Below are 18,361 nucleotides of genomic sequence, written 5' to 3' on the forward strand. Positions count from 1 at the left end.
GCGGCTGTTGGAAATTGGCCGGCAGGCCTGGCCCTTTCGCGGGTGAACCCGCTCCTACGACGGGCTGTGCCCAGCCACCGATGTGTGTCACCGCGAATACGGTGGCGGCGGCAACGGTGGGCGGCTGGTGGAAATTGGCCGGCAGGCCCGGCCCTTTCGGGCCACCGATGCCTGTGTCGAACCATTGATGCGGCTGCACCCCCGATCCGTGTAGGAGCGGGTTTACCCGCGAATACGGTAGCGGCGGCAACGGTGAACGGCCGGTGGAAATTGGCCGGCAGGCCCGGCCCTTTCGCGGGTAAACCCGCTCCTACGACGGGCTGTGCCCAGCCACCGATGTGTGTCACCGCGAATACGGTGGCGGCGGCAACGGTGGGCGGCTGGTGGAAATTGGCCGGCAGGTCTGGCCCTTTCGGGCCACCGATGCCTGTGTCGAACCATTGATGTGGCTGCACCCCCGATCCGTGTAGGAGCGGGTTTACCCGGGAATACGGTAGCGGCGGCAACGGTGGGCGGCTGGTGGAAATTGGCCGGCAGGCCCGGCCCTTTCGCGGGTGAACCCGCTCCTACGACGGGCTGTGCCCAGCCACCGATGTGTGTCACCGCGAATACGGTGGCGGCGGCAACGGTGAACGGCCGGTGGAAATTGGCTGGCAGGCCCGGCCCTTTCGCGGGTGAACCCGCTCCTACGACGGGCTGTGCCGGGCCATCGGTGCCATGCAGGGGGTTAAACCTTCAAAACCAACTTGCCAAAATTCTCCCCGCTGAACAGCTTCAACAAGGTCTCCGGGAAGGTTTCCAGCCCTTCCACCACATCCTCTTTGCTCTTCACCTGCCCGCTGGCCAGCCAGCCGGCAATCTCCAGCGCGGCTTTGCCGTAGTCTTTGCTGTAATCCATCACCACAAAGCCTTCCATGCGCGCGCGGTTCACCAGCAGCGACAGGTAGTTGGCCGGGCCTTTCACCGCTTCTTTGTTGTTGTACTGGCTGATCGCGCCGCAAATCACGATGCGTGCCTTGAAGTTGATGCGCGTCAGCACGGCATCGAGGATGTCGCCGCCCACGTTGTCGAAGTACACGTCCACACCTTTGGGGCATTCGCGCTTCAGGCCGGCCAGCACGTCTTCGGCCTTGTAGTCGATCACGCCGTCAAAGCCCAGTTCGTCCTTCAGGTACTGGCACTTCTCGGCACCGCCGGCAATGCCGACCACGCGGCAGCCTTTGATCTTGGCAATCTGCCCGACAATGCTGCCCACCGCACCGGCCGCGCCGGAGATGACCACGGTGTCGCCAGCTTTGGGTTGGCCGACGTCCAGCAGGGCAAAGTAGGCGGTCATGCCGGTCATGCCCAACGCTGACAGGTAACGGGGCAGGGGGGCCAGCTTGGGGTCGATCTTGTGCAGGCCCTGGGGCTCGCCGGTGAAGTAGTCCTGCACGCCGAGGGCGCCGCTTACGTAATCGCCGGGCTGGTAGCCGGGGTGATTGGAGGCAACCACCTCACCGACGCCCAGCGCACGCATTACCTGGCCCAAGGCTACGGGCGGGATGTAGGACTTGCCTTCGTTCATCCAGCCGCGCATGGCCGGGTCCAGCGACAGGTACAGGTTGCGCACCAGTATCTGGCCTTCGCCGGGTTGTTCGGCGGGTACGGTCTCGAAGCTGAAGTCGTCACGGCGCACGGCGCCGACCGGGCGTTTGGCAAGCAGGAAGCGGCGGTTGGTCTGGGTCATGGCGGGTCCTTGTGGGCAGTGGAGGGCGTTAGGTGTTCAATCTACCTTGTTGATGAAGGCGGTTCCTTAAAATCACTGACAAGCATGGTAGCCCAACCGTTGCTGTGATGATGCTGCCCGGCCGAGTGGTGGCTGACTATGCTCTGAACCCCACCCAAACCCTCACAGGAGCACGTGATGAGCATGACCTTTTCTGGCCAGGTAGCCCTGGTGACCGGCGCGGCTGCTGGCATCGGCCGGGCAACCGCCCTGGCGTTCGCCCACGAGGGCATGAAAGTGGTGGTGGCCGACCTCGACCCGATTGGCGGCGAGGCCACCGTGGCGCTGATCCACGCGGCGGGCGGCGAAGCGCTGTTCATTGCCTGCGACGTTACCCGCGACGCCGAGGTGCGCCAGTTGCATGAGCGCCTGATTGCCGCGTACGGCCGGCTGGACTACGCCTTCAACAACGCCGGGATCGAGATCGAGCAACACCGCCTGGCCGAAGGCAGCGAAGCGGAGTTCGATGCCATCATGGGTGTGAACGTAAAGGGCGTGTGGTTGTGCATGAAGTATCAGTTGCCCTTGTTGCTGGCCCAAGGTGGCGGGGCCATTGTCAATACCGCGTCGGTGGCGGGGCTTGGGGCGGCGCCGAAGATGAGCATCTACAGCGCCAGCAAGCATGCGGTAATCGGCCTGACCAAGTCGGCGGCCATTGAGTACGCCAAGAAGGGCATCCGCGTGAACGCCGTGTGCCCGGCCGTGATCGATACCGACATGTTCCGCCGCGCCTACCAGGCCGACCCACGCAAGGCCGAGTTCGCCGCAGCCATGCACCCGGTGGGCCGCATTGGCAAGGTCGAGGAAATCGCCAGTGCCGTGCTGTACCTGTGCAGTGACGGCGCGGCGTTTACCACCGGGCATTGCCTGGCGGTGGATGGTGGGGCAACGGCGATCTGAGTGGATATACCGTGCGGGCTGCTCGCGGGCAAGCCCACCCCTGACAAGTGCGATCGCCAGGCCAAAGCCCACAATGTCGCGTATGGACAGGTTGCGTGTGCCCAGGCCTTTCCTGAGCGGGCCGCGCAGTCAGCTGACCACCCGGCTAAAAGCTGACACCTATCTTCAGGCCATACTCGTCACGGGTTTGTTCGTCCGAGTCGGTCATCTGGAACTGCCTATCCAACTCATAGTTGTAGCGGCTGAAGTAAAGCGAAGCGTATACCGGCACAGTACCTTGTTGGTTGAATAGCACGCTAAGTTCGGCAAAGGGGTTGGTGGTATCTTTCAAATCAACCTCTTCGCTGCTGATGCCATGTATTTTCAATTGCGAATTGCCATTGATAACCCGGCGTATACCGGCTTCAAAACGCAAGGTGGCATTATTGAAGCGGTAATTGTACCCCGCTGTTAGCTTGGCGAACGGCGTGCGGTTGGTAAGGTCGACATCATGACGGCTGGTATTGGGTTCCAGCCGGTTCCATTTATAGCCGGCGCCCAACAGCAGGTCGACTGAATGCCGTTCGGCCAGCGCCAGCCGCCAGCCCAGGTCCAGGTCGGCCTGGCCGTCCTTGAGCTTCTGGTCATGCTGTTTCGAGTACATGCCGCTGGCTTCGGCCTGGTAGACAAGGCCTTGCCTGGCCGTCATCTTGTTGCCGTAGTTGATGAATAAGCCACCTTCGGGCATATCTTCGGTTTCATTATTGCGGCCGTTTAGCTCCAGTTGGGTGTAGCTCCCTTGTACGCCGAGGGTAAACAACGGTGCGGTGGAAGTTTCGGCGTACCCCGCTGTTGGTACAGTAAACAGCAGCAACGGGGTGGCCACAGCAGTAAATATGGCTGTTTTCATTTACAAACTCCAGGGGGCACTGCAGGTCCGGAGAACGGGCCAGTTACCGATCACGATAGCGACGTTTTTAATGCGTGCAGGTGTATTTAAAAAAATTAAATACCCCACATTTGGCGCAAATTTAATGGCGTCAATAGTGTTTTATAAAGTGTGGATTGGAATAAATTAATGGCTTACTTGCGTCGATTTAATATGGGCGAGCGCCAATGCAGGTTGATGGGCGGGCTATCATTAATGGCCTAGTGATATCGCGCACAGCGGGCACTGAAAGCGACCCCTTTGCAGCCAAAAACGACAATACATAGCTATTTGACACTATTCTGGCGCCACCCCCTTGTTCATTGGCAGATAACGTTGCCACCCTTAGCCTTCGGGATAACCTCACTGGCTGAAAGGGGATCGGCGATGGGCGCGAGCAAGCACGGTGTGCTGGCCAACCTGGGCATGGCCCGCAAACTTGGCCTGGGCTTTGCCCTGGTGCTGCTGCTGACGCTGGCGGTGGCGGCTATCGGCGTTGTGGCGTTGCAAAGCGTTGGCCAGCGCTTCGACAGTTTGCGTCAGCTGGCCCAGTTCAATACCGACCTGCTGCGCTTGCGCGAGCATGAGCAGGCATTTGCCCTGCGCTCCGACATTCAGCAGGCAGACGCCTTGCGTGGCGGCTTACAGGGTTTGGTCAAACGCGCCCAAGGCCTGCCGGCGCTGGCGGCGGCGCAAACCGATCTTGCCGCCTATGGCCAGGCATTCGAAGCCTTTGTCGAGGCTGTGCAGGCCAAGGAGCTGGCGCTGGACATGGCCAGCTGGTCGGTGTCCAACGTGTCCAATAACCTTGACGTGCTGCAGGCTGGCCTAGCCGATGACGGCGCGTACACCCTCAAGCAGTCCCAGGGCCAGCAGGGTAGCGAGTTTCTTGAGCAAGCCGCGCAGGTGGCCCAGGTGTCGCGGCTGATGCTGCAGGCCATGGACGAAGCACGGGTGCGTCTGGATAAAAGCCGCAAGGGCGAGGAGGGCGTGAGCCAGGAGCGTATTGCCCAGACGGTGGAGGCCGCCGGCCTGGTCAGCCAGTTGCAAGGCGCAGTTGGCGATGCCGGCTACCAGAGCGTGCTGGGTGAAGTGGCTGGGCACATTGGCAGCTTCTCGGAAAAACTCAACGAATACACCGACCAGTTGGCCCGCGAGCAGGGGCTCAAGGCGCAGTTGCAAGCCAGCGCCGAGCGGGTGACCGGGCGTGTCGACCAAGCCTACCTTGGGCAAGAGCAGGCCCTGCAAGGCGAGCTGCAGCGTAATGCCCTGGCCATCGGCCTGGCGACGGCGCTGGCGTTGCTTGTAGGCGTGTTGGCGGCCTGGCTGATTACCCGGGCTGTGGTCGGCCCGTTGAAGCATGTGATTGCCCGCGCCCAGCGCATTGCTGCAGGTGAGCTGGGCTTCGACGCCCAGGCGCCGCGCCGGGATGAGGTGGGGCAACTGATGCAGGCCATGCAGCAGATGGCGGCGGGCCTCTCGGGCATTGTCAGCGGCTTGCAGCAGGGCATCGAACAGTTGGCCGGCAGTGCCCAGGCGTTGTCGACGGTGACCGAGCAGACCAACCGCGAGGTGGGCAGCCAGAAAGAGGAAACCGAACAGGTGGCTACCGCCATGCAGCAGATGACTGCCACCGTGCACGATGTGGCGCGCAATGCCGAGGAGGCGGCGCAGGCGGCCCAGGCAGCGGACCAGAAGGTCGACTCCGGTCAGCAGGTGGTGCGCCAGAGCATGCAGCGCATCGAGCAACTGGCGTCGGCAGCAGAAGCCGCCAGCGCCGGCATCGACAGCCTCAGTGCCGAAATCCACACCATTGGCGACGTGCTGGAAGTGATCAAGAGCGTGGCCGAGCAAACCAACCTGCTGGCGCTCAATGCCGCCATCGAGGCTGCCCGCGCCGGCGAGCAGGGGCGTGGCTTTGCCGTGGTGGCCGATGAAGTGCGCGCGCTGGCGCGGCGTACCCGGCAATCCACCGAGCAGATCGAAACCTTGGTGGCCAGCCTGCGCGGCAATGCCCAGCAGTCGGTGGCGCAGATCCGTGGCAGCACCGAGTTGGTACGGTTGGCCGTGGCTGATGCCCTGCAGACCGAAAGCGCGTTGGGCAGCATTGCCGCAGCGGTGTCATTGATTCAGCAGATGAACCAGCAGATTGCCGCAGCCGCCGAGCAGCAGAGTTCGGTGGCGGAAGAGATCAGCCGCAGTGTCACGCAGATTCGCGGCAGTGCGGACCAGGCGGCATTGGCGATGCAGGACAATGCCCGGTCCAGTGTCGAGCTGGCGCAGCTGGGCACCGATTTGAAGGGCATGGTGGGGCATTTCAGGTTGTAATCTCGTTGCCTGTGGCGGCCCATTCGCGGGTTTTGTGATTTCCCGTTGTAGGAGCGGGTTTACCCGCGAATAGGCCGGCACAGGCAACAACTACCCTCACCCCCTGCGCGGGTTAAGAATCACCAGGGCCAACACCCCCGCCACAATCCCCCAGAACGCCGAACCAATCGAGAACAAGGTCAGCCCCGAAGCGGTCACCATGAAGGTGATCACCGCTGCCTCTCGCTCGCGCGCTTCGCTCATGGCCACGGTCAAACCGTTCATGATCGAGCCAAACAGCGCCAGTGCTGCAATCGACAGCACCAGTTCTTTCGGCAATGCCGCGAACAGTGCTGCCAAGGTGGCCCCGAACACCCCGGCAATGCCGTAGAAAATCCCGCACCACACCGCCGCGGTGTAGCGTTTGTTCGGGTCTTCATGGGCATGCGGCCCGGTGCAGATCGCCGCGCTGATCGCCGCCAGGTTGACCCCATGCGAGCCGAACGGCGCCAGCACCAGCGAGGCAAAGCCGGTGGCCGAGATCAGCGGCGAGGCCGGTACCTGGTAGCCGTCTGCACGCAGTACGGCCACGCCGGGCATGTTCTGTGAGGTCATGGCCACCACGAACAGCGGAATGCCGATGCTGATGGTTGCCGCCAGCGAAAAGCTTGGCGTGGTCCACACCGGCTTGGCCACTTCCAGGTGGAAGCCGCTGAAGTCCAGAAGGCCCAACGCGCCGGACAATGCCGTGCCCACCAACAGCGCGGCCAGCACGCAATAGCGCGGCGACAGGCGTTTGACCAGCAGGTAGCTGAAGAACATGCCCAGTACCAGCAATGTGCGGTGCTGCGCGGCCACGAAGATTTCGCTGCCGATCTTGAACAGGATGCCCGCCAGCAGCGCCGAGGCCAGCGAGGCCGGAATGCGCTTGACCAGGCGCTCGAAGCTGCCGGTCATGCCACACACCAGCACCAGCAAGGCGCAGGTAATGTAGGCACCAATGGCCTCGCCATAGCTGACCCCACCCAGGCTTGTGATCAGCAGTGCCGCGCCGGGGGTGGACCAGGCGATGGTGATCGGCGTGCGGTAGCGTAGCGACAGGCCGATGCTGCACACCGCCATGCCGATCGACAGCGCCCAGATCCATGACGAAATCTGCGCGGTGGTCAGCCCGGCCGCCTGGCCGGCCTGAAACATCAGCACCAGTGAACTGGTATAACCGGTAAGCATGGCAATGAAGCCGGCGACCACCGCCGACGGGGAGGTGTCTGCCAGGGGCCGCAGGCGTGCGGAAGTGGCATCGGTCATGAACAAAATCCTTGTAAAGGTGTAAGCAGTTTTTTCAGACTACAGCGAGCAAGGTTGATCCTTGCCATACAGCGGCCATTGCTTTTAGCCGTACAGTCGCCAAATATTGGGCGCAATTGCGAAACTGCTTTGCAGGGAGGGTCGATGTACAAGGTCTATGGCGACTACCAGTCGGGTAACTGTTACAAGGTCAAGCTGATGTTGAGCCTGCTGGGCCGGCCGTATGAATGGCACCCGGTGGACATTCTCAAGGGTGAGACCGAAACGCCCGAGTTTCTGGCGATGAACCCCAACGGCAAGGTGCCGGTACTGGAACTGGAAGACGGTAGCTACCTGTGGGAGTCCAACGCCATTCTCAACTACCTGGCCGATGGCAGCGAGTTCCTGCCCAGCGAGCCGCGCCTGCGCACCCAGGTGTTGCAGTGGCAGTTTTTCGAGCAGTACAGCCACGAGCCATACATTGCTGTGGCGCGGTTCATCCAGTTCTACCTGGGGTTGCCGGACGAGCGCCTGGACGAGTACCGCAAGTTGCACAAGGGCGGCTACAAGGCGTTGAGGGTGATGGAGCGACAGTTGCAGATGACGCCTTACCTGGTAGGTGAGCAGTACTCGATTGCCGACGTGGCGTTGTATGCCTACACCCATGTGGCGCAGCAGGGCGGGTTCGACCTGGCGGAGTACCCGGCGGTAAGGGCCTGGCTGGAGCGGGTCAGCAGCCACCCGCGGCATGTGCCGATGGTGGGCTGATCTTCATCCTGTAACGGCCCCTTCGCGGGCAAGCCCGCCCCCACAGGGATCGCGTATCGCAGGGACTGCGCGCACCGTTGTAGGAGCGGGTTTACCCGCGAAAGGGCCAGAACAGGATGTCTACAAACCGTCAGGCCGACGCAAACCGCTCATCCAGGTAAGCAATGATGGCCTTGGACTCATACATCCAGGTCACCTTGCCGGCTTCTTCAATGCGCAGGCATGGCACTTTCACCCGGCCGCCACCTTCTTGCAGGGCCTGGCGGTGCAGCGGGTCGTTCTTGGCATCGCGCAGCGCCACCGGCACGTTCAACCGGTGCAGGGTGCGGCGGGTCTTGACGCAGAATGGGCAGGCGTGGAACTGGTACAGCGCCAGCCCCTTGGCCGCTTGCTCGATGCGGGCCTGGGCGGCGGCGTCGCGCTTGCGCTTGGCCGGGCGGCTGATCCAGTCACCGAACACGATGAGCTGGCCGAGGCCAACCCGCAGGGCTTTGACGATCATGGACAACTCCTGAAATGCAAAAGCCGACCCTGAAGGGTCGGCTTGGGGCCAGCAACCAATCACTTGATCAGGCTGAGGAACTCGCTGCGGGTGGCGGCGTTATCACGGAACTCACCCAGCATCACCGAGGTGATCATGGTCGAATTCTGCTTCTCGACACCGCGCATCATCATGCACATGTGCTTGGCTTCGACCACCACGGCCACGCCTGCGGCACCGGTTACCTGCTGCACGGCTTCGGCGATCTGGCGGCTGAGGTTTTCCTGGATTTGCAGGCGGCGGGCGTACATGTCGACGATACGTGCCACCTTCGACAGGCCCAGTACCTTGCCTTTTGGCAGGTAGGCAACGTGTGCCTTGCCAATGAACGGCAGCATGTGGTGTTCGCACATCGAATACAGCTCGATGTCCCGGACCAGCACCATTTCGCTGTTGTCAGAGCTGAACAAAGCGTTGTTGGTGACTTCTTCCAGTGTTTGCTCATAACCGCGGCAAAGGTACTTCATCGCCTTTGCAGCCCGCTTGGGCGTGTCGAGCAGGCCCTCACGGGAGACGTCCTCGCCAATCTGGCTGAGGATCTCGGTGTAGTTCTGTTCCAGGGACATGGATCTACCTGTGGGAAAAAATCGCAAAAACGAAGGGTACGGCGGTGAGGGCGGCGCTGCAAGCGCGGCGTTACTCGTCGCGCCCTTCGAGCATGGTTCGCTTCAGCATCACATACACAGCGCCAGTGCCGCCGTGGCGGGCACTGCACGAGGCAAAACCGAGCACTTGCGGGTGCTGGCGCAGCCAGGTGTTGACGTGGCTTTTGATCATCGGGCGCTTGCCGTCCAGGCGCGCGGCCTTGCCGTGGGTCACCCGCACGCAGCGCACCTCCAGTTTGGTGGCTTCGGCGATGAAGTCCCACAAGGTTTCGCGGGCCTTTTCCACCGTCATGCCGTGCAGGTCGAGGCTGCCCTCGAACGGGATCTGCCCCAGCTTCAGCTTGCGCAGCTGGCCTTCCTGCACGCCATCGCGGCGCCACATCAGTTCGTCTTCGGCGCCGACGTCGATGACGAACTGGTCGGACATGCCATCGATGACCAAAGCCTTGTCACTGCGCACGGTTGCCGCCTGGCGCAGGCCGGCCAGCTTTTGGCGGTCGGCCTTGGGCTTGCCGACTTCGGCACGATCGTGGCGGATCGGTTTTACGCCGCGCACTTCGGCCTTGAACAGGGAAAAATCGTCGTCTTGCATGATGCCTCCACGTAGGCGGCGTAGTTTACGCGACTGTGGGGCCGTGTGCAGCTTGTGCGGGCCTCTTCGCGGGTGAACCCGCTCCTGCATGGATATCACAGAGCCTGAAGGCGGCCGGGTACCTGTAGGAGGGGGTTTACCCGCGATGAGGCCCGCACAGGTTACGCAAAAACATCAATCGTGCTTCTTCATCAGGTGCGGCGACAGGTTCAGCTCCCGCCCGCGGCGCAAGCGGATACGGCTGCGCCGCCAGAAGCGCACGCCCAGCCATAGCAACAGCAGGCCGGCCACGGTCAGGGTGCCGGACAACGGTTTGTTGGCATTCAATTCCTGCAGGGCAGGGTAGTTGCCCAGCAGGCCGGCGGCGCCGGCCATGGCCAGTAACACGCCCAGCGTCGCCAGCAGGGCCGACAGGCCGGCCGCCAGGCGGGCGCCCCAGTTACGCGGTTCGCGCGGGCGCAGGCGCTTGGCGTCGAAACTGCCTTTAAGCTTCATTCCGCTCTCCTCGGTGGATATCCGGAATTCGACCTGCTGCTGCCCATCGGGTTCCGCCCGGCTGCCGGGCGGTCCTGCAAGCCGCTCAGATCAGGCTGGCGGTGGGTGCCACGCAAGCGAAGTTGTCAGCCATCACGGCCATTTCGCACTGGTGAATCTGTGCGGCCGGAATGACGCCGTCCTTGAATGCCAGGTCGCGGGTGGCCGACGCGTCTTCTACCAGAGTGCACCGATAACCATAGTCCTTGGCGCGGCGAACGGTGGTGCTGACGCTGGAATGGCTCATGAAACCACAGACGATCAGGTCAAGGTGGCCCAGCTCCTGCAATGTTTCATGCAGCTTGGTGTTCTTGAACGCGTTGGGCATGCGCTTTTCGATGACGATTTCACCTTCCAGCGGCTCCAGCCCCGGAATGAACTCGCCAGCCGGCCCCTGGGGGTCGAAGCGGCCCCCGACAGTGCCCAGGTGGCGAACATGGATGATCGGACGGCCGCTTTTACGTGCGGCGTCGAGCAACCTGGCGATGTTGGCCACGGCCTCGTCCATGCCCGACAGCTTCAGGGGACCACTGAGGTACTCCTTTTGTGCATCGATGATGATCAGGCTGGCGTGGCTCAGCTTGGCCGGCGGATAGTCGCGGCCAGTGAGGCGGAACATCGTGGTTGGAACGGACATCAAGGGCTCCTTGGATAGGGCTTTTGTATACCTATTCTCCCCTGCCTTGGCGCCAATGGGAATGGTTGACAACGCAGGCGGCATGGTTACTGGCTTGTGGCTAGCCTTTGGGCAAGGCAAAGGAACAAATGTGCGGGTGGGGCTGTTAGACTTTTGTCCGGTCTGAAAATAGGAGTACCCCGTGATCACATCCCGTCTGCGCACGCTGCGCGACTACATCCGCTGGGCGGTCAGCCGCTTCCACGAGCATGATCTGTTCTTCGGTCACGGTGCCGATAATGCCTGGGACGAGGCCCGCATGCTGGTGCTCGGTGCCGTGCACCTGCCATGGGAGGTGGCCGACAGCTATCTGGACTGCATGCTCGAGGACGACGAGCGGGTACGCCTTCAGCACCTGCTCAAGCGCCGTATCGAAGAGCGTGTGCCGGCCGCCTACCTGCTGGGCGAGGCGTGGTTCTGCGGCATGTCGTTCATCGTCGACGAGCGGGTGCTGGTGCCGCGTTCGCCCATTGGCGAGCTGATCGAAAAACGTTTCGAGCCGTGGCTGGCCAGCGACCCGGCGCGCATTCTGGACCTGTGCACGGGGTCGGGCTGCATCGGCATCGTTGCTGCCGACGTGTTCCCCGAGGCCGAGGTGGTGTTGGCCGACCTGTCGTTCCAGGCCCTTGAAGTGGCCAACCAGAACATCGAACGCCATGGCCTGGACGGGCGCGTGTACACCGTGCAGGGCGATGGCTTTGGCGGTTTGCCGGGGCAGCGTTTCGACCTGATCCTGTCCAACCCGCCGTATGTCGATGCTGAAGACTTCGACGACATGCCGGCCGAGTACCACCATGAGCCCGAGCTGGGCCTGGCCTGCGGCAGCGACGGCCTGGACCTGGTACGGCGGATGCTGGCCGAAGCGGCTGACCACCTGACCGAGAAGGGTTTGCTGATTGTCGAAGTGGGCAACAGCCAGGTGCATGTCGAGGCGTTGTACCCCGAGGTGGACTTTGCCTGGCTGGAGTTCGAGCGTGGCGGGCACGGGGTGTTCATGCTCACTGCCGAGCAGTGCCGCCAGCATCAGGAATTGTTCAAGGCCCGCGTTTAGGCTATTTGCGGCTGCTTTGCAGCCCATCGCAACACAAGCGTGTGGGAGCGGGTTTACCCGCGAAGAATACACCGCGGTCGATGGCACGGGCTTCGCCCGTGTTCGCGGGCAAGCCCGCTCCTACACGGATCGCGCCAACTTTTAGAAATTGAGCAAGACACAAGCGGCCTTGTGTCGCGAAGCGGCCCCAATCTTTACCGGCTGATGCGGTCTTAGCGGGTTGCAATCCAGATCAACAGCCCTGCCTGGAACACGGCAAACGCCACCAGGCAAGTAATGGTGAAACGCAAACCGCCGTCTTCGCGCTGGTATTTGGCCACGCGCTCATCCCGCTCGCGAAGTTGCCCTTCCTTTTCCAGCAGTTGCTGGTCCGCCTGCTGCAGCAGGCTGGCGGCATCCAGAATCTCCACCCGCTGCAGGCGCTCGCTGCTCCAGACGGCCTTGAGCTGGCCCACCGTCATATCCGCGGTACGGCCTTTCAGCTGCTGGCTGTCCTCGTACTGCACCTCGATACCCACCCCGCGCAAGCAGTGGTCACGGCGCAGGCGCGAGTCCTCGTTCAGGGCATCCTTGCTCGGCAGCGCCATGCCTTCCACCCGGTAGTGCGACCACTTGCGCTGCAGCCACTGGGCGGCCTGGGCCAGCATGAAGCGGCCGATGCCGCGGTTCACGGGTTCCACTTGCAGGCCATGTTCATTGCCAATGCGTACCAGGCGCTCGGCATGGTCGACGCGGATGTCCAGGCGGTTCTGCTCTTTGTGCACCTTCTGGCCGGGCAATTGGATTTCCATGCGCAGCAGGCTGTGCGCCTTGTCATGGCGCTCGGCATAGCCGAACTGCACAAAGCGCAGCGGCCGCGCGCCGGTGCTGCGGTCGGTCGGCAGTGCTGCCAGGCGTAGCAGCTGGAAATGCTCGACGGTCAGCTCGGCCCAGGGCAGGGCGGGGATTTCACGGGGTTCTTCGGCCGGCTCGACGGCGGTGGGGGAGGTGGTCATCAGGGGTTGTCCTCAGCTATGCCTGCTGTATCGGCAGGCATGCCCGAGACCTGAGCCTGTTTGACTTACGCCGCAGGCAAATGCTGGATGAATGTCACAATTCGCTCACCCAGCTCGCGCGCCAGCGGTAGCTCGGGGTTGAGGTAGCTGTCGCGCTGCTGGCTCATGCCCTTGGGGCTGATGCGCAGCATGTGGTTCATGCCATCGATCAGGACCAGTTGCGCATCTGGCTTGGCCGCTTTCAGCCGTTGGGCGTCGGCCACGTCCACCTGCACGTCATTGCGCCCCTGCACGATCAGCGCCGGCATGGGCAGGCGGGCAAAGGCGGCTGCCGGGTTTTGCTGGAACAGCGAAATCAGGTACGGCTGCACGCTGGGACGAAACACCTGGCGCAGCGGCGCTGGCACATCCAGGCTGGTCTGCCCGGCCTGCAGGCGGTCGAGCAGGGCACTGCCACCGGCCAGTTGCGCCGGCGGCAGGCGCTTGGCGAGTTGTTCGCGCAGTACCTCGGCCAGCGGCCGGCCGCTGCCGGCCAGGGTGATGACCGCGCTGGCCCCTGCCTGCTCGGCGGCCAGGCTGGCAATCAGCGCGCCTTCGCTGTGGCCAATCAGGATCAGCGGGCCGAAGCGCGGGTCGGCTTTGAGCTTGCGGCTCCAGGCGACCACATCGGCCACATAGCGCTCCACGCTGAGGTCACGTTCGTCAGGCGTGGCCGGCTGGCTGGCGGCCACCCCGCGTTTGTCGTAACGCACGCTGGCAATGTGCTCGTTGGCCAGCAGCAGGGCCAGGCGCTTGAGGTTGTCGACCTTGCCGGAGGCCGGGTTGTTGCCGTCGCGGTCGGTGGGGCCGGAGCCGGCAATGATCAGCACCACGGGCGGCGGGGTGGCCTGTTGCGGCAGCAGCAGGCTGCCATGCAGCACGCCCTGGCCGGTGTCCAGGTCGATCGGGCGTTGCAGCACAGTGGGGGCGGCGGCCTGGGCCAGGCCGGTGCACAGCAGGAAGAACAAGGCGACGAGGCGCGACATCATGCGGTACTACTTGGGGAGATGTGGGTTTGACCCACTGTTTGCGGGAAGGTTCTCGGGTGTGCATGGCAGGTTCGGCCTCTTCGCGGGTGAACCCGCTCCAACGGGGGCTGCACACCATTGGAATCTGGTGGTGACCGCGTAGGAGCGGGTTTACCCGCGAAGAGGCCAGCACAGTCCGCCCAACCATCTGTATACTGCTGCTTTCGTCCATTTCAGGCAGAACTCGCGGAGCGTCCATGTCCGGCAATACCTACGGCAAGCTGTTCACTGTCACCACCGCTGGCGAGAGCCATGGCCCGGCGTTGGTCGCCATTGTCGATGGATGCCCACCGGGCCTGGAAATCTCCCTCGCCGACCTGCAGCACGACCTTGACCGGCGCAAGCCCGGCACCAGCCGGCACACCACCCAGCGCCAGGAAGCCGACGAGGTAGAAATCCTTTCCGGCGTATTCGAAGGCCGCACCACCGGCTGCTCGATCGGCCTGCTGATTCGCAACACCGATCAGAAGTCCAAGGACTACTCGGCCATCAAGGACCTGTTCCGCCCGGCCCACGCCGACTACACCTACCACCACAAGTACGGTATCCGCGACTACCGCGGCGGCGGTCGCAGCTCGGCCCGTGAAACTGCCATGCGCGTGGCCGCCGGTGCTATCGCCAAGAAGTTCCTGGCCACCCAGGGCATCACCGTGCGTGGCTACATGAGCCAGTTGGGCCCGATCGAAATCCCGTTCAAGACCTGGGAGTCGGTGGAGCAGAACGCCTTCTTCAGCCCCGATCCGGACAAAGTACCTGAGCTGGAGGCCTACATGGACCAGCTGCGCCGTGACCAGGACTCGGTGGGCGCCAAGATCACCGTGGTTGCGGAAGGCGTGATGCCCGGCCTGGGCGAGCCGATTTTCGACCGCCTGGATGCAGAGCTGGCCCATGCGCTGATGAGCATCAACGCGGTCAAGGGCGTGGAGATCGGCGCCGGCTTTGCCAGTGTCGCCCAGCGCGGCACCGAGCACCGGGACGAACTGACCCCGGACGGCTTCCTCAGCAACAATGCAGGCGGCATTCTGGGCGGTATTTCCTCGGGCCAGCCGATCGTTGCCCACCTGGCACTGAAGCCCACTTCCAGCATCACCACCCCGGGTCGCTCGATTGATGTCGATGGCAACCCGGTGGACGTCATCACCAAAGGCCGCCACGACCCGTGCGTGGGCATCCGCGCCACGCCGATTGCCGAGGCGATGATGGCCATCGCGTTGATGGACCACCTGCTGCGCCACCGTGCGCAGAATGCCGATGTGCAAGTGAATACCCCGGTGCTGGGCCAGCGCTGATCCAACTGCACCGGCCTCTTCGCGGGTAAACCCGCTCCTACATTGGGATATCACTGCCCTCAGGTGCAGTGACAGGGTGGAATCCGCGTAGGAGCGGGTTCACCCGCGAAGAGGCCGGCCCAGGTCCCCACAAGGCCATCCCATGCAACCCGTCCCCTACTGGCGCCTGTCCAGCTTCTACCTGTTCTACTTCGCCCTGCTGGGCTCCACCGCCCCCTTCCTGGCGCTGTACTTCGACCACCTGGGCTTCTCCCCGGCACGCATCGGCGAGCTGGTGGCCATCCCCATGCTGATGCGCTGCGTCGCCCCTAACCTGTGGGGCTGGCTGGGCGACCGCACGGGCCAACGCCTGTTGATCGTACGCCTTGGCGCGCTGTGCACCCTGGCCACCTTCGCCCTGATCTTCTTCGGCAAAAGCTACGCCTGGCTGGCGCTGGTGATGGCCCTGCACGCGTTCTTCTGGCATGCGGTGCTGCCGCAGTTCGAGGTCATTACCCTGGCCCACCTGCACGGGCAGACGTCGCGCTACAGCCAGGTACGTCTGTGGGGTTCGATCGGTTTCATCCTCACCGTGGTCGGCCTGGGCCGCTTGTTCGAATGGTTGAGCCTGGACATCTACCCGGTGGCGCTGGTCACGATCATGGCCGGCATCGTTGCCGCCAGCCTGTGGGTGCCCAATGCCCAGGCGGTGGAGCAGGGCGGGCGCAGCGGCACGGGGGGCTTCCTGCAGCAGTTGCGTGCCCCGGGGGTGATCGCGTTCTACGCGTGCGTGGCACTGATGCAGCTCAGCCACGGGCCTTACTACACCTTCCTTACCCTGCACCTGGAGCACTTGGGCTACACGCGCGGTGCCATCGGTCTGCTCTGGGCGCTTGGGGTGGTGGCCGAGGTGCTGATGTTCATGGTCATGAGCCGCCTGTTCGCCCGATTCAGCGTGCAGCGTGTACTGTTGGTCAGCTTCCTGCTGGCGGCATTGCGCTGGCTGCTGCTGGGCAACCTGGCCCAGGAGCCGACAGTACTGATCTTCGCCCAACTGCTGCACGCGGCCACCTTTGGCTGCTTCCATGCTGCCAGTATCGCGTTCGTCCAGGCCAGCTTCGGCGCCCGCCAGCAGGGCCAGGGCCAGGCGCTTTACGCAGCGCTGTCGGGTACCGGCGGTGCGCTGGGGGCGCTGTACTCAGGCTACAGCTGGAAGCTGCTGGGCCCCACCTTCACCTTTGGTATGGCCAGTGCCGCAGCCTTGGCCGCAGCCGTTATCATTGCCCTTTGTTCGCAACCGACCAGGACCCGCCCCTGATGAGCATTCTCAGCGTTTTCCACCCCGCCAGCCCGGCACTGCCGAACAAGGTGCTGACTCACCACGACGATATTGCTGCCACCTTGGCTGAACAGGGCGTGCGCTTCGTGCATGCCGAACCTGGCCTGCGGGTGCGCCCGGGCACGGCCCAGGACGAGGTGCTGGATGCTTGCCGCGTGTACCTGGATGAGTTGATGACGGCGCATGGCAGCAAGGCCTTCGCGTTGCTCAACCGCGACGGTGAAGACCCGGCACAGGTCGATGTGCGTGATGAACATGTGCATGAGGTCGACGAGCTGTTCGCCGTGGTCAGCGGGCGGGCGCAGGTTGGCCTGCGGTTGGGCGACTGGGTGTATTCGGTGCTGTGCGAAAAAGGTGACCAGCTGCTGGTGCCGGCCGGGACGCGGCGCTGGGTTGAGCTGGGGGATGCACCGTTTTGCCTGGCGTTTCGCTTGTACGGCAGCGAGCAGGGCATGCAGGCGCGGTTTACCGGGGATGTAACGGCGCGAGCGTTTCTGGGGATCGATGAGTTGTAATGGCATTGCCGGCCTCTTCGCGGGTGAACCCGCTCCTACAGCGGTTGCGCCGCCCTTAGGCATCGCGCAGTCAATGTAGGAGCGGGTTCACCCGCGAAGAGGCCAGTTCAGGCAATACACCCCTCAGCGGTAAGTCGGCAGGGCAAACCGCTGCTGGCTCTGCAGCATCGAGATGACCGGCAATTCGCTTGCTTCTTCAGCCAGGTCACGACGGATGGCACTGATCGCCCAGGACAGCTGTTCGGCACTGTGCAATTGCCCATAGGTCAGCACCCGGCGGGTAACCTTGCCATCCGCTGCGCGCAGGGTAAGCAGTACACCGCCATCGGGCCGGGCTTGGGTATTTACCTGATAGGCCGAAAATACCGAGGCGAACTTTTGCTGGATGAGGTCCATATCAACTCCTGGCTGGTGTGTGGCAGACATGAGTTGATGGTTGCAGTGACCGTGCCAGAATCCTGTTTGGCGAAAAACCCAGTAAATACAGGCTGTTACGGAGAATTTTCAGAAGCGGTATCGTGCAAGCTGCATGGTCGTGCATTTTGCACAGTGCATTTTGCACGGGTCAGTACGTGCCTATCAGCCCTATAGAATCTGAACCTTTGACTGCCCTGGCATGCCTGACGAACACTTGGGCCATCAATTATGCCAGGAGGTTCCCTATGCCCAGCCAGACCGCACCCGCCACCATGACCGATGACGAAACCGCTGCGTTCGCCGAGCAGGTGTTCGAACGTGCCCGCCAGGGCGATGCCGACATGCTCGAGCGCCTGCTTGCCAGTGGCCTGCCGGCCAACCTGCGTAACCACAAGGGCGATACTTTGCTGATGCTGGCCAGCTACCACGGTCACCACGATGCGGTGCGCGTGCTGCTGGCGCAAGGTGCCGACCCGCTGATTGCCAACGACAATGGCCAGCTGCCGATTGCCGGTGCCGCATTCAAAGGGGACCTGGCGATGATTCGCCTGCTGGTGGAGCATGGCGTGCCGGTGGACGCTGCCGCGCAGGACGGTCGCACCGCGCTGATGTTGGCGGCCATGTTCAATCGCAGCGAAATCCTCGACTACCTGCTGGCACAAGGGGCCAACCCGGCGCACCAGGATGCCCGCGGCATCACCGCCCTGATGGCGGCGCAAACCATGGGTGCAGCAGACACCGCGGCGCGCCTGCAAACGCTGGCCGGCTAACCGCCAGGGGGCATTTGCGGCTATCCTTGGCGCCTTTTCACCCGTCGCAGGCCC

20 protein-coding genes and 1 pseudogene are annotated in these 18,361 nt (G+C 63.2%); 9 read left to right on the plus strand and 12 right to left on the minus strand.

Annotated elements, in window-relative coordinates:
* Both INQ47_RS20095 and INQ47_RS20100 read right to left on the minus strand, forming a co-directional pair.
* A partial coding sequence (locus tag INQ47_RS20095; RefSeq protein ID WP_404702423.1) for a hypothetical protein occupies window positions 1-199 on the minus strand: 199 nt, incomplete at its 3' end.
* A gap of 528 nt (window positions 200-727) precedes the next feature.
* Complete coding sequence (locus tag INQ47_RS20100) at window positions 728-1,729, minus strand: NADP-dependent oxidoreductase (protein WP_230064502.1); 1,002 nt, start codon at window positions 1,727-1,729, stop codon at window positions 728-730.
* Between the two features lie 177 nt (window positions 1,730-1,906).
* Here INQ47_RS20100 and INQ47_RS20105 point away from each other — a divergent pair, with 177 nt between their 5' ends.
* On the plus strand, window positions 1,907-2,668 hold the full coding sequence (locus INQ47_RS20105; protein ID WP_230064501.1) for an SDR family oxidoreductase: 762 nt from the start codon (window positions 1,907-1,909) through the stop codon (window positions 2,666-2,668).
* Between the two features lie 145 nt (window positions 2,669-2,813).
* Here INQ47_RS20105 and INQ47_RS20110 read toward each other — a convergent pair whose 3' ends face one another.
* Complete coding sequence (locus tag INQ47_RS20110) at window positions 2,814-3,557, minus strand: hypothetical protein (protein WP_404702424.1); 744 nt, start codon at window positions 3,555-3,557, stop codon at window positions 2,814-2,816.
* A gap of 957 nt (window positions 3,558-4,514) precedes the next feature.
* On the opposite strand from INQ47_RS20110, the pseudogene INQ47_RS20115 reads away from it, so the two are divergent.
* Together INQ47_RS20115 and INQ47_RS20120 are read left to right on the plus strand one after the other, a co-directional pair.
* Window positions 4,515-4,994, plus strand: a pseudogene (locus tag INQ47_RS20115) (methyl-accepting chemotaxis protein); the annotation flags it as partial.
* 204 nt (window positions 4,995-5,198) lie between these two features.
* Window positions 5,199-5,903: a methyl-accepting chemotaxis protein gene (locus tag INQ47_RS20120; protein WP_404702468.1), complete on the plus strand. Its 705-nt coding sequence runs from the start codon at window positions 5,199-5,201 to the stop codon at window positions 5,901-5,903.
* 96 nt (window positions 5,904-5,999) lie between these two features.
* Here INQ47_RS20120 and INQ47_RS20125 read toward each other — a convergent pair whose 3' ends face one another.
* A complete protein-coding gene (locus INQ47_RS20125) occupies window positions 6,000-7,190 on the minus strand; it encodes a benzoate/H(+) symporter BenE family transporter (RefSeq protein WP_404702425.1) in 1,191 nt (396 codons plus the stop codon).
* Window positions 7,191-7,334: 144 nt separating this feature from the next.
* Between INQ47_RS20125 and INQ47_RS20130 the strand changes: the two genes are divergently transcribed.
* Window positions 7,335-7,937 carry a glutathione S-transferase family protein gene (locus INQ47_RS20130; protein WP_021783080.1) on the plus strand — a complete coding sequence of 201 codons (603 nt, stop codon included), beginning with the start codon at window positions 7,335-7,337 and terminating at the stop codon, window positions 7,935-7,937.
* 130 nt (window positions 7,938-8,067) lie between these two features.
* Here the strand turns inward: INQ47_RS20130 and INQ47_RS20135 are convergent, their stop codons facing one another.
* From INQ47_RS20135 to INQ47_RS20155, 5 genes are all read right to left on the minus strand, one after another.
* A complete protein-coding gene (locus INQ47_RS20135; RefSeq protein WP_252461582.1) occupies window positions 8,068-8,439 on the minus strand; it encodes a glutaredoxin in 372 nt (123 codons plus the stop codon).
* Between the two features lie 59 nt (window positions 8,440-8,498).
* Window positions 8,499-9,044, minus strand: coding sequence for a GTP cyclohydrolase I FolE (gene folE, locus INQ47_RS20140; protein ID WP_003252789.1), 546 nt, complete (start codon window positions 9,042-9,044; stop codon window positions 8,499-8,501).
* 70 nt (window positions 9,045-9,114) lie between these two features.
* Window positions 9,115-9,675, minus strand: coding sequence for a Smr/MutS family protein (locus tag INQ47_RS20145; RefSeq protein ID WP_010952859.1), 561 nt, complete (start codon window positions 9,673-9,675; stop codon window positions 9,115-9,117).
* 174 nt (window positions 9,676-9,849) lie between these two features.
* Window positions 9,850-10,170, minus strand: a complete 321-nt coding sequence (locus INQ47_RS20150; RefSeq protein ID WP_252461583.1) for a hypothetical protein — start codon at window positions 10,168-10,170, stop codon at window positions 9,850-9,852.
* An 85-nt stretch (window positions 10,171-10,255) separates the two neighbouring features.
* Window positions 10,256-10,846, minus strand: a complete 591-nt coding sequence (locus tag INQ47_RS20155) for a cysteine hydrolase family protein (protein ID WP_021783084.1) — start codon at window positions 10,844-10,846, stop codon at window positions 10,256-10,258.
* A 181-nt stretch (window positions 10,847-11,027) separates the two neighbouring features.
* Here INQ47_RS20155 and prmB point away from each other — a divergent pair, with 181 nt between their 5' ends.
* A complete protein-coding gene (gene prmB, locus INQ47_RS20160; RefSeq protein WP_021783085.1) occupies window positions 11,028-11,936 on the plus strand; it encodes a 50S ribosomal protein L3 N(5)-glutamine methyltransferase in 909 nt (302 codons plus the stop codon).
* A 212-nt stretch (window positions 11,937-12,148) separates the two neighbouring features.
* Here prmB and INQ47_RS20165 read toward each other — a convergent pair whose 3' ends face one another.
* Both INQ47_RS20165 and INQ47_RS20170 read right to left on the minus strand, forming a co-directional pair.
* A complete protein-coding gene (locus INQ47_RS20165) occupies window positions 12,149-12,931 on the minus strand; it encodes a hypothetical protein (RefSeq protein WP_404702426.1) in 783 nt (260 codons plus the stop codon).
* Between the two features lie 65 nt (window positions 12,932-12,996).
* Window positions 12,997-13,959, minus strand: a complete 963-nt coding sequence (locus INQ47_RS20170; protein ID WP_404702427.1) for an alpha/beta hydrolase — start codon at window positions 13,957-13,959, stop codon at window positions 12,997-12,999.
* 236 nt (window positions 13,960-14,195) lie between these two features.
* Between INQ47_RS20170 and aroC the strand changes: the two genes are divergently transcribed.
* The 3 genes from aroC to INQ47_RS20185 all read left to right on the plus strand — a co-directional run bounded on the left by aroC (window position 14,196) and on the right by INQ47_RS20185 (window position 17,120).
* Window positions 14,196-15,287 (plus strand): chorismate synthase, encoded by a 1,092-nt coding sequence (aroC, locus tag INQ47_RS20175; RefSeq protein ID WP_129933735.1) that lies wholly within the window; start codon window positions 14,196-14,198, stop codon window positions 15,285-15,287.
* A 142-nt stretch (window positions 15,288-15,429) separates the two neighbouring features.
* Window positions 15,430-16,584 (plus strand): MFS transporter, encoded by a 1,155-nt coding sequence (locus tag INQ47_RS20180; RefSeq protein WP_404702428.1) that lies wholly within the window; start codon window positions 15,430-15,432, stop codon window positions 16,582-16,584.
* On the plus strand, window positions 16,584-17,120 hold the full coding sequence (locus tag INQ47_RS20185) for an oxidase (protein ID WP_392460461.1): 537 nt from the start codon (window positions 16,584-16,586) through the stop codon (window positions 17,118-17,120). The genes INQ47_RS20180 and INQ47_RS20185 overlap by 1 nt, the downstream gene beginning before the upstream one ends.
* A gap of 123 nt (window positions 17,121-17,243) precedes the next feature.
* Here the strand turns inward: INQ47_RS20185 and INQ47_RS20190 are convergent, their stop codons facing one another.
* Window positions 17,244-17,516 (minus strand): DUF3509 domain-containing protein, encoded by a 273-nt coding sequence (locus tag INQ47_RS20190; protein ID WP_021783091.1) that lies wholly within the window; start codon window positions 17,514-17,516, stop codon window positions 17,244-17,246.
* Between the two features lie 266 nt (window positions 17,517-17,782).
* Here INQ47_RS20190 and INQ47_RS20195 point away from each other — a divergent pair, with 266 nt between their 5' ends.
* Complete coding sequence (locus INQ47_RS20195; protein WP_404702429.1) at window positions 17,783-18,307, plus strand: ankyrin repeat domain-containing protein; 525 nt, start codon at window positions 17,783-17,785, stop codon at window positions 18,305-18,307.
* Window positions 18,308-18,361 lie beyond the last annotated feature (54 nt).

It is taken from the genome of Pseudomonas sp. 3HC3, from assembly GCF_044904505.1.
Taxonomy (GTDB): Bacteria; Pseudomonadota; Gammaproteobacteria; order Pseudomonadales; family Pseudomonadaceae; genus Aquipseudomonas; species Aquipseudomonas putida_Y.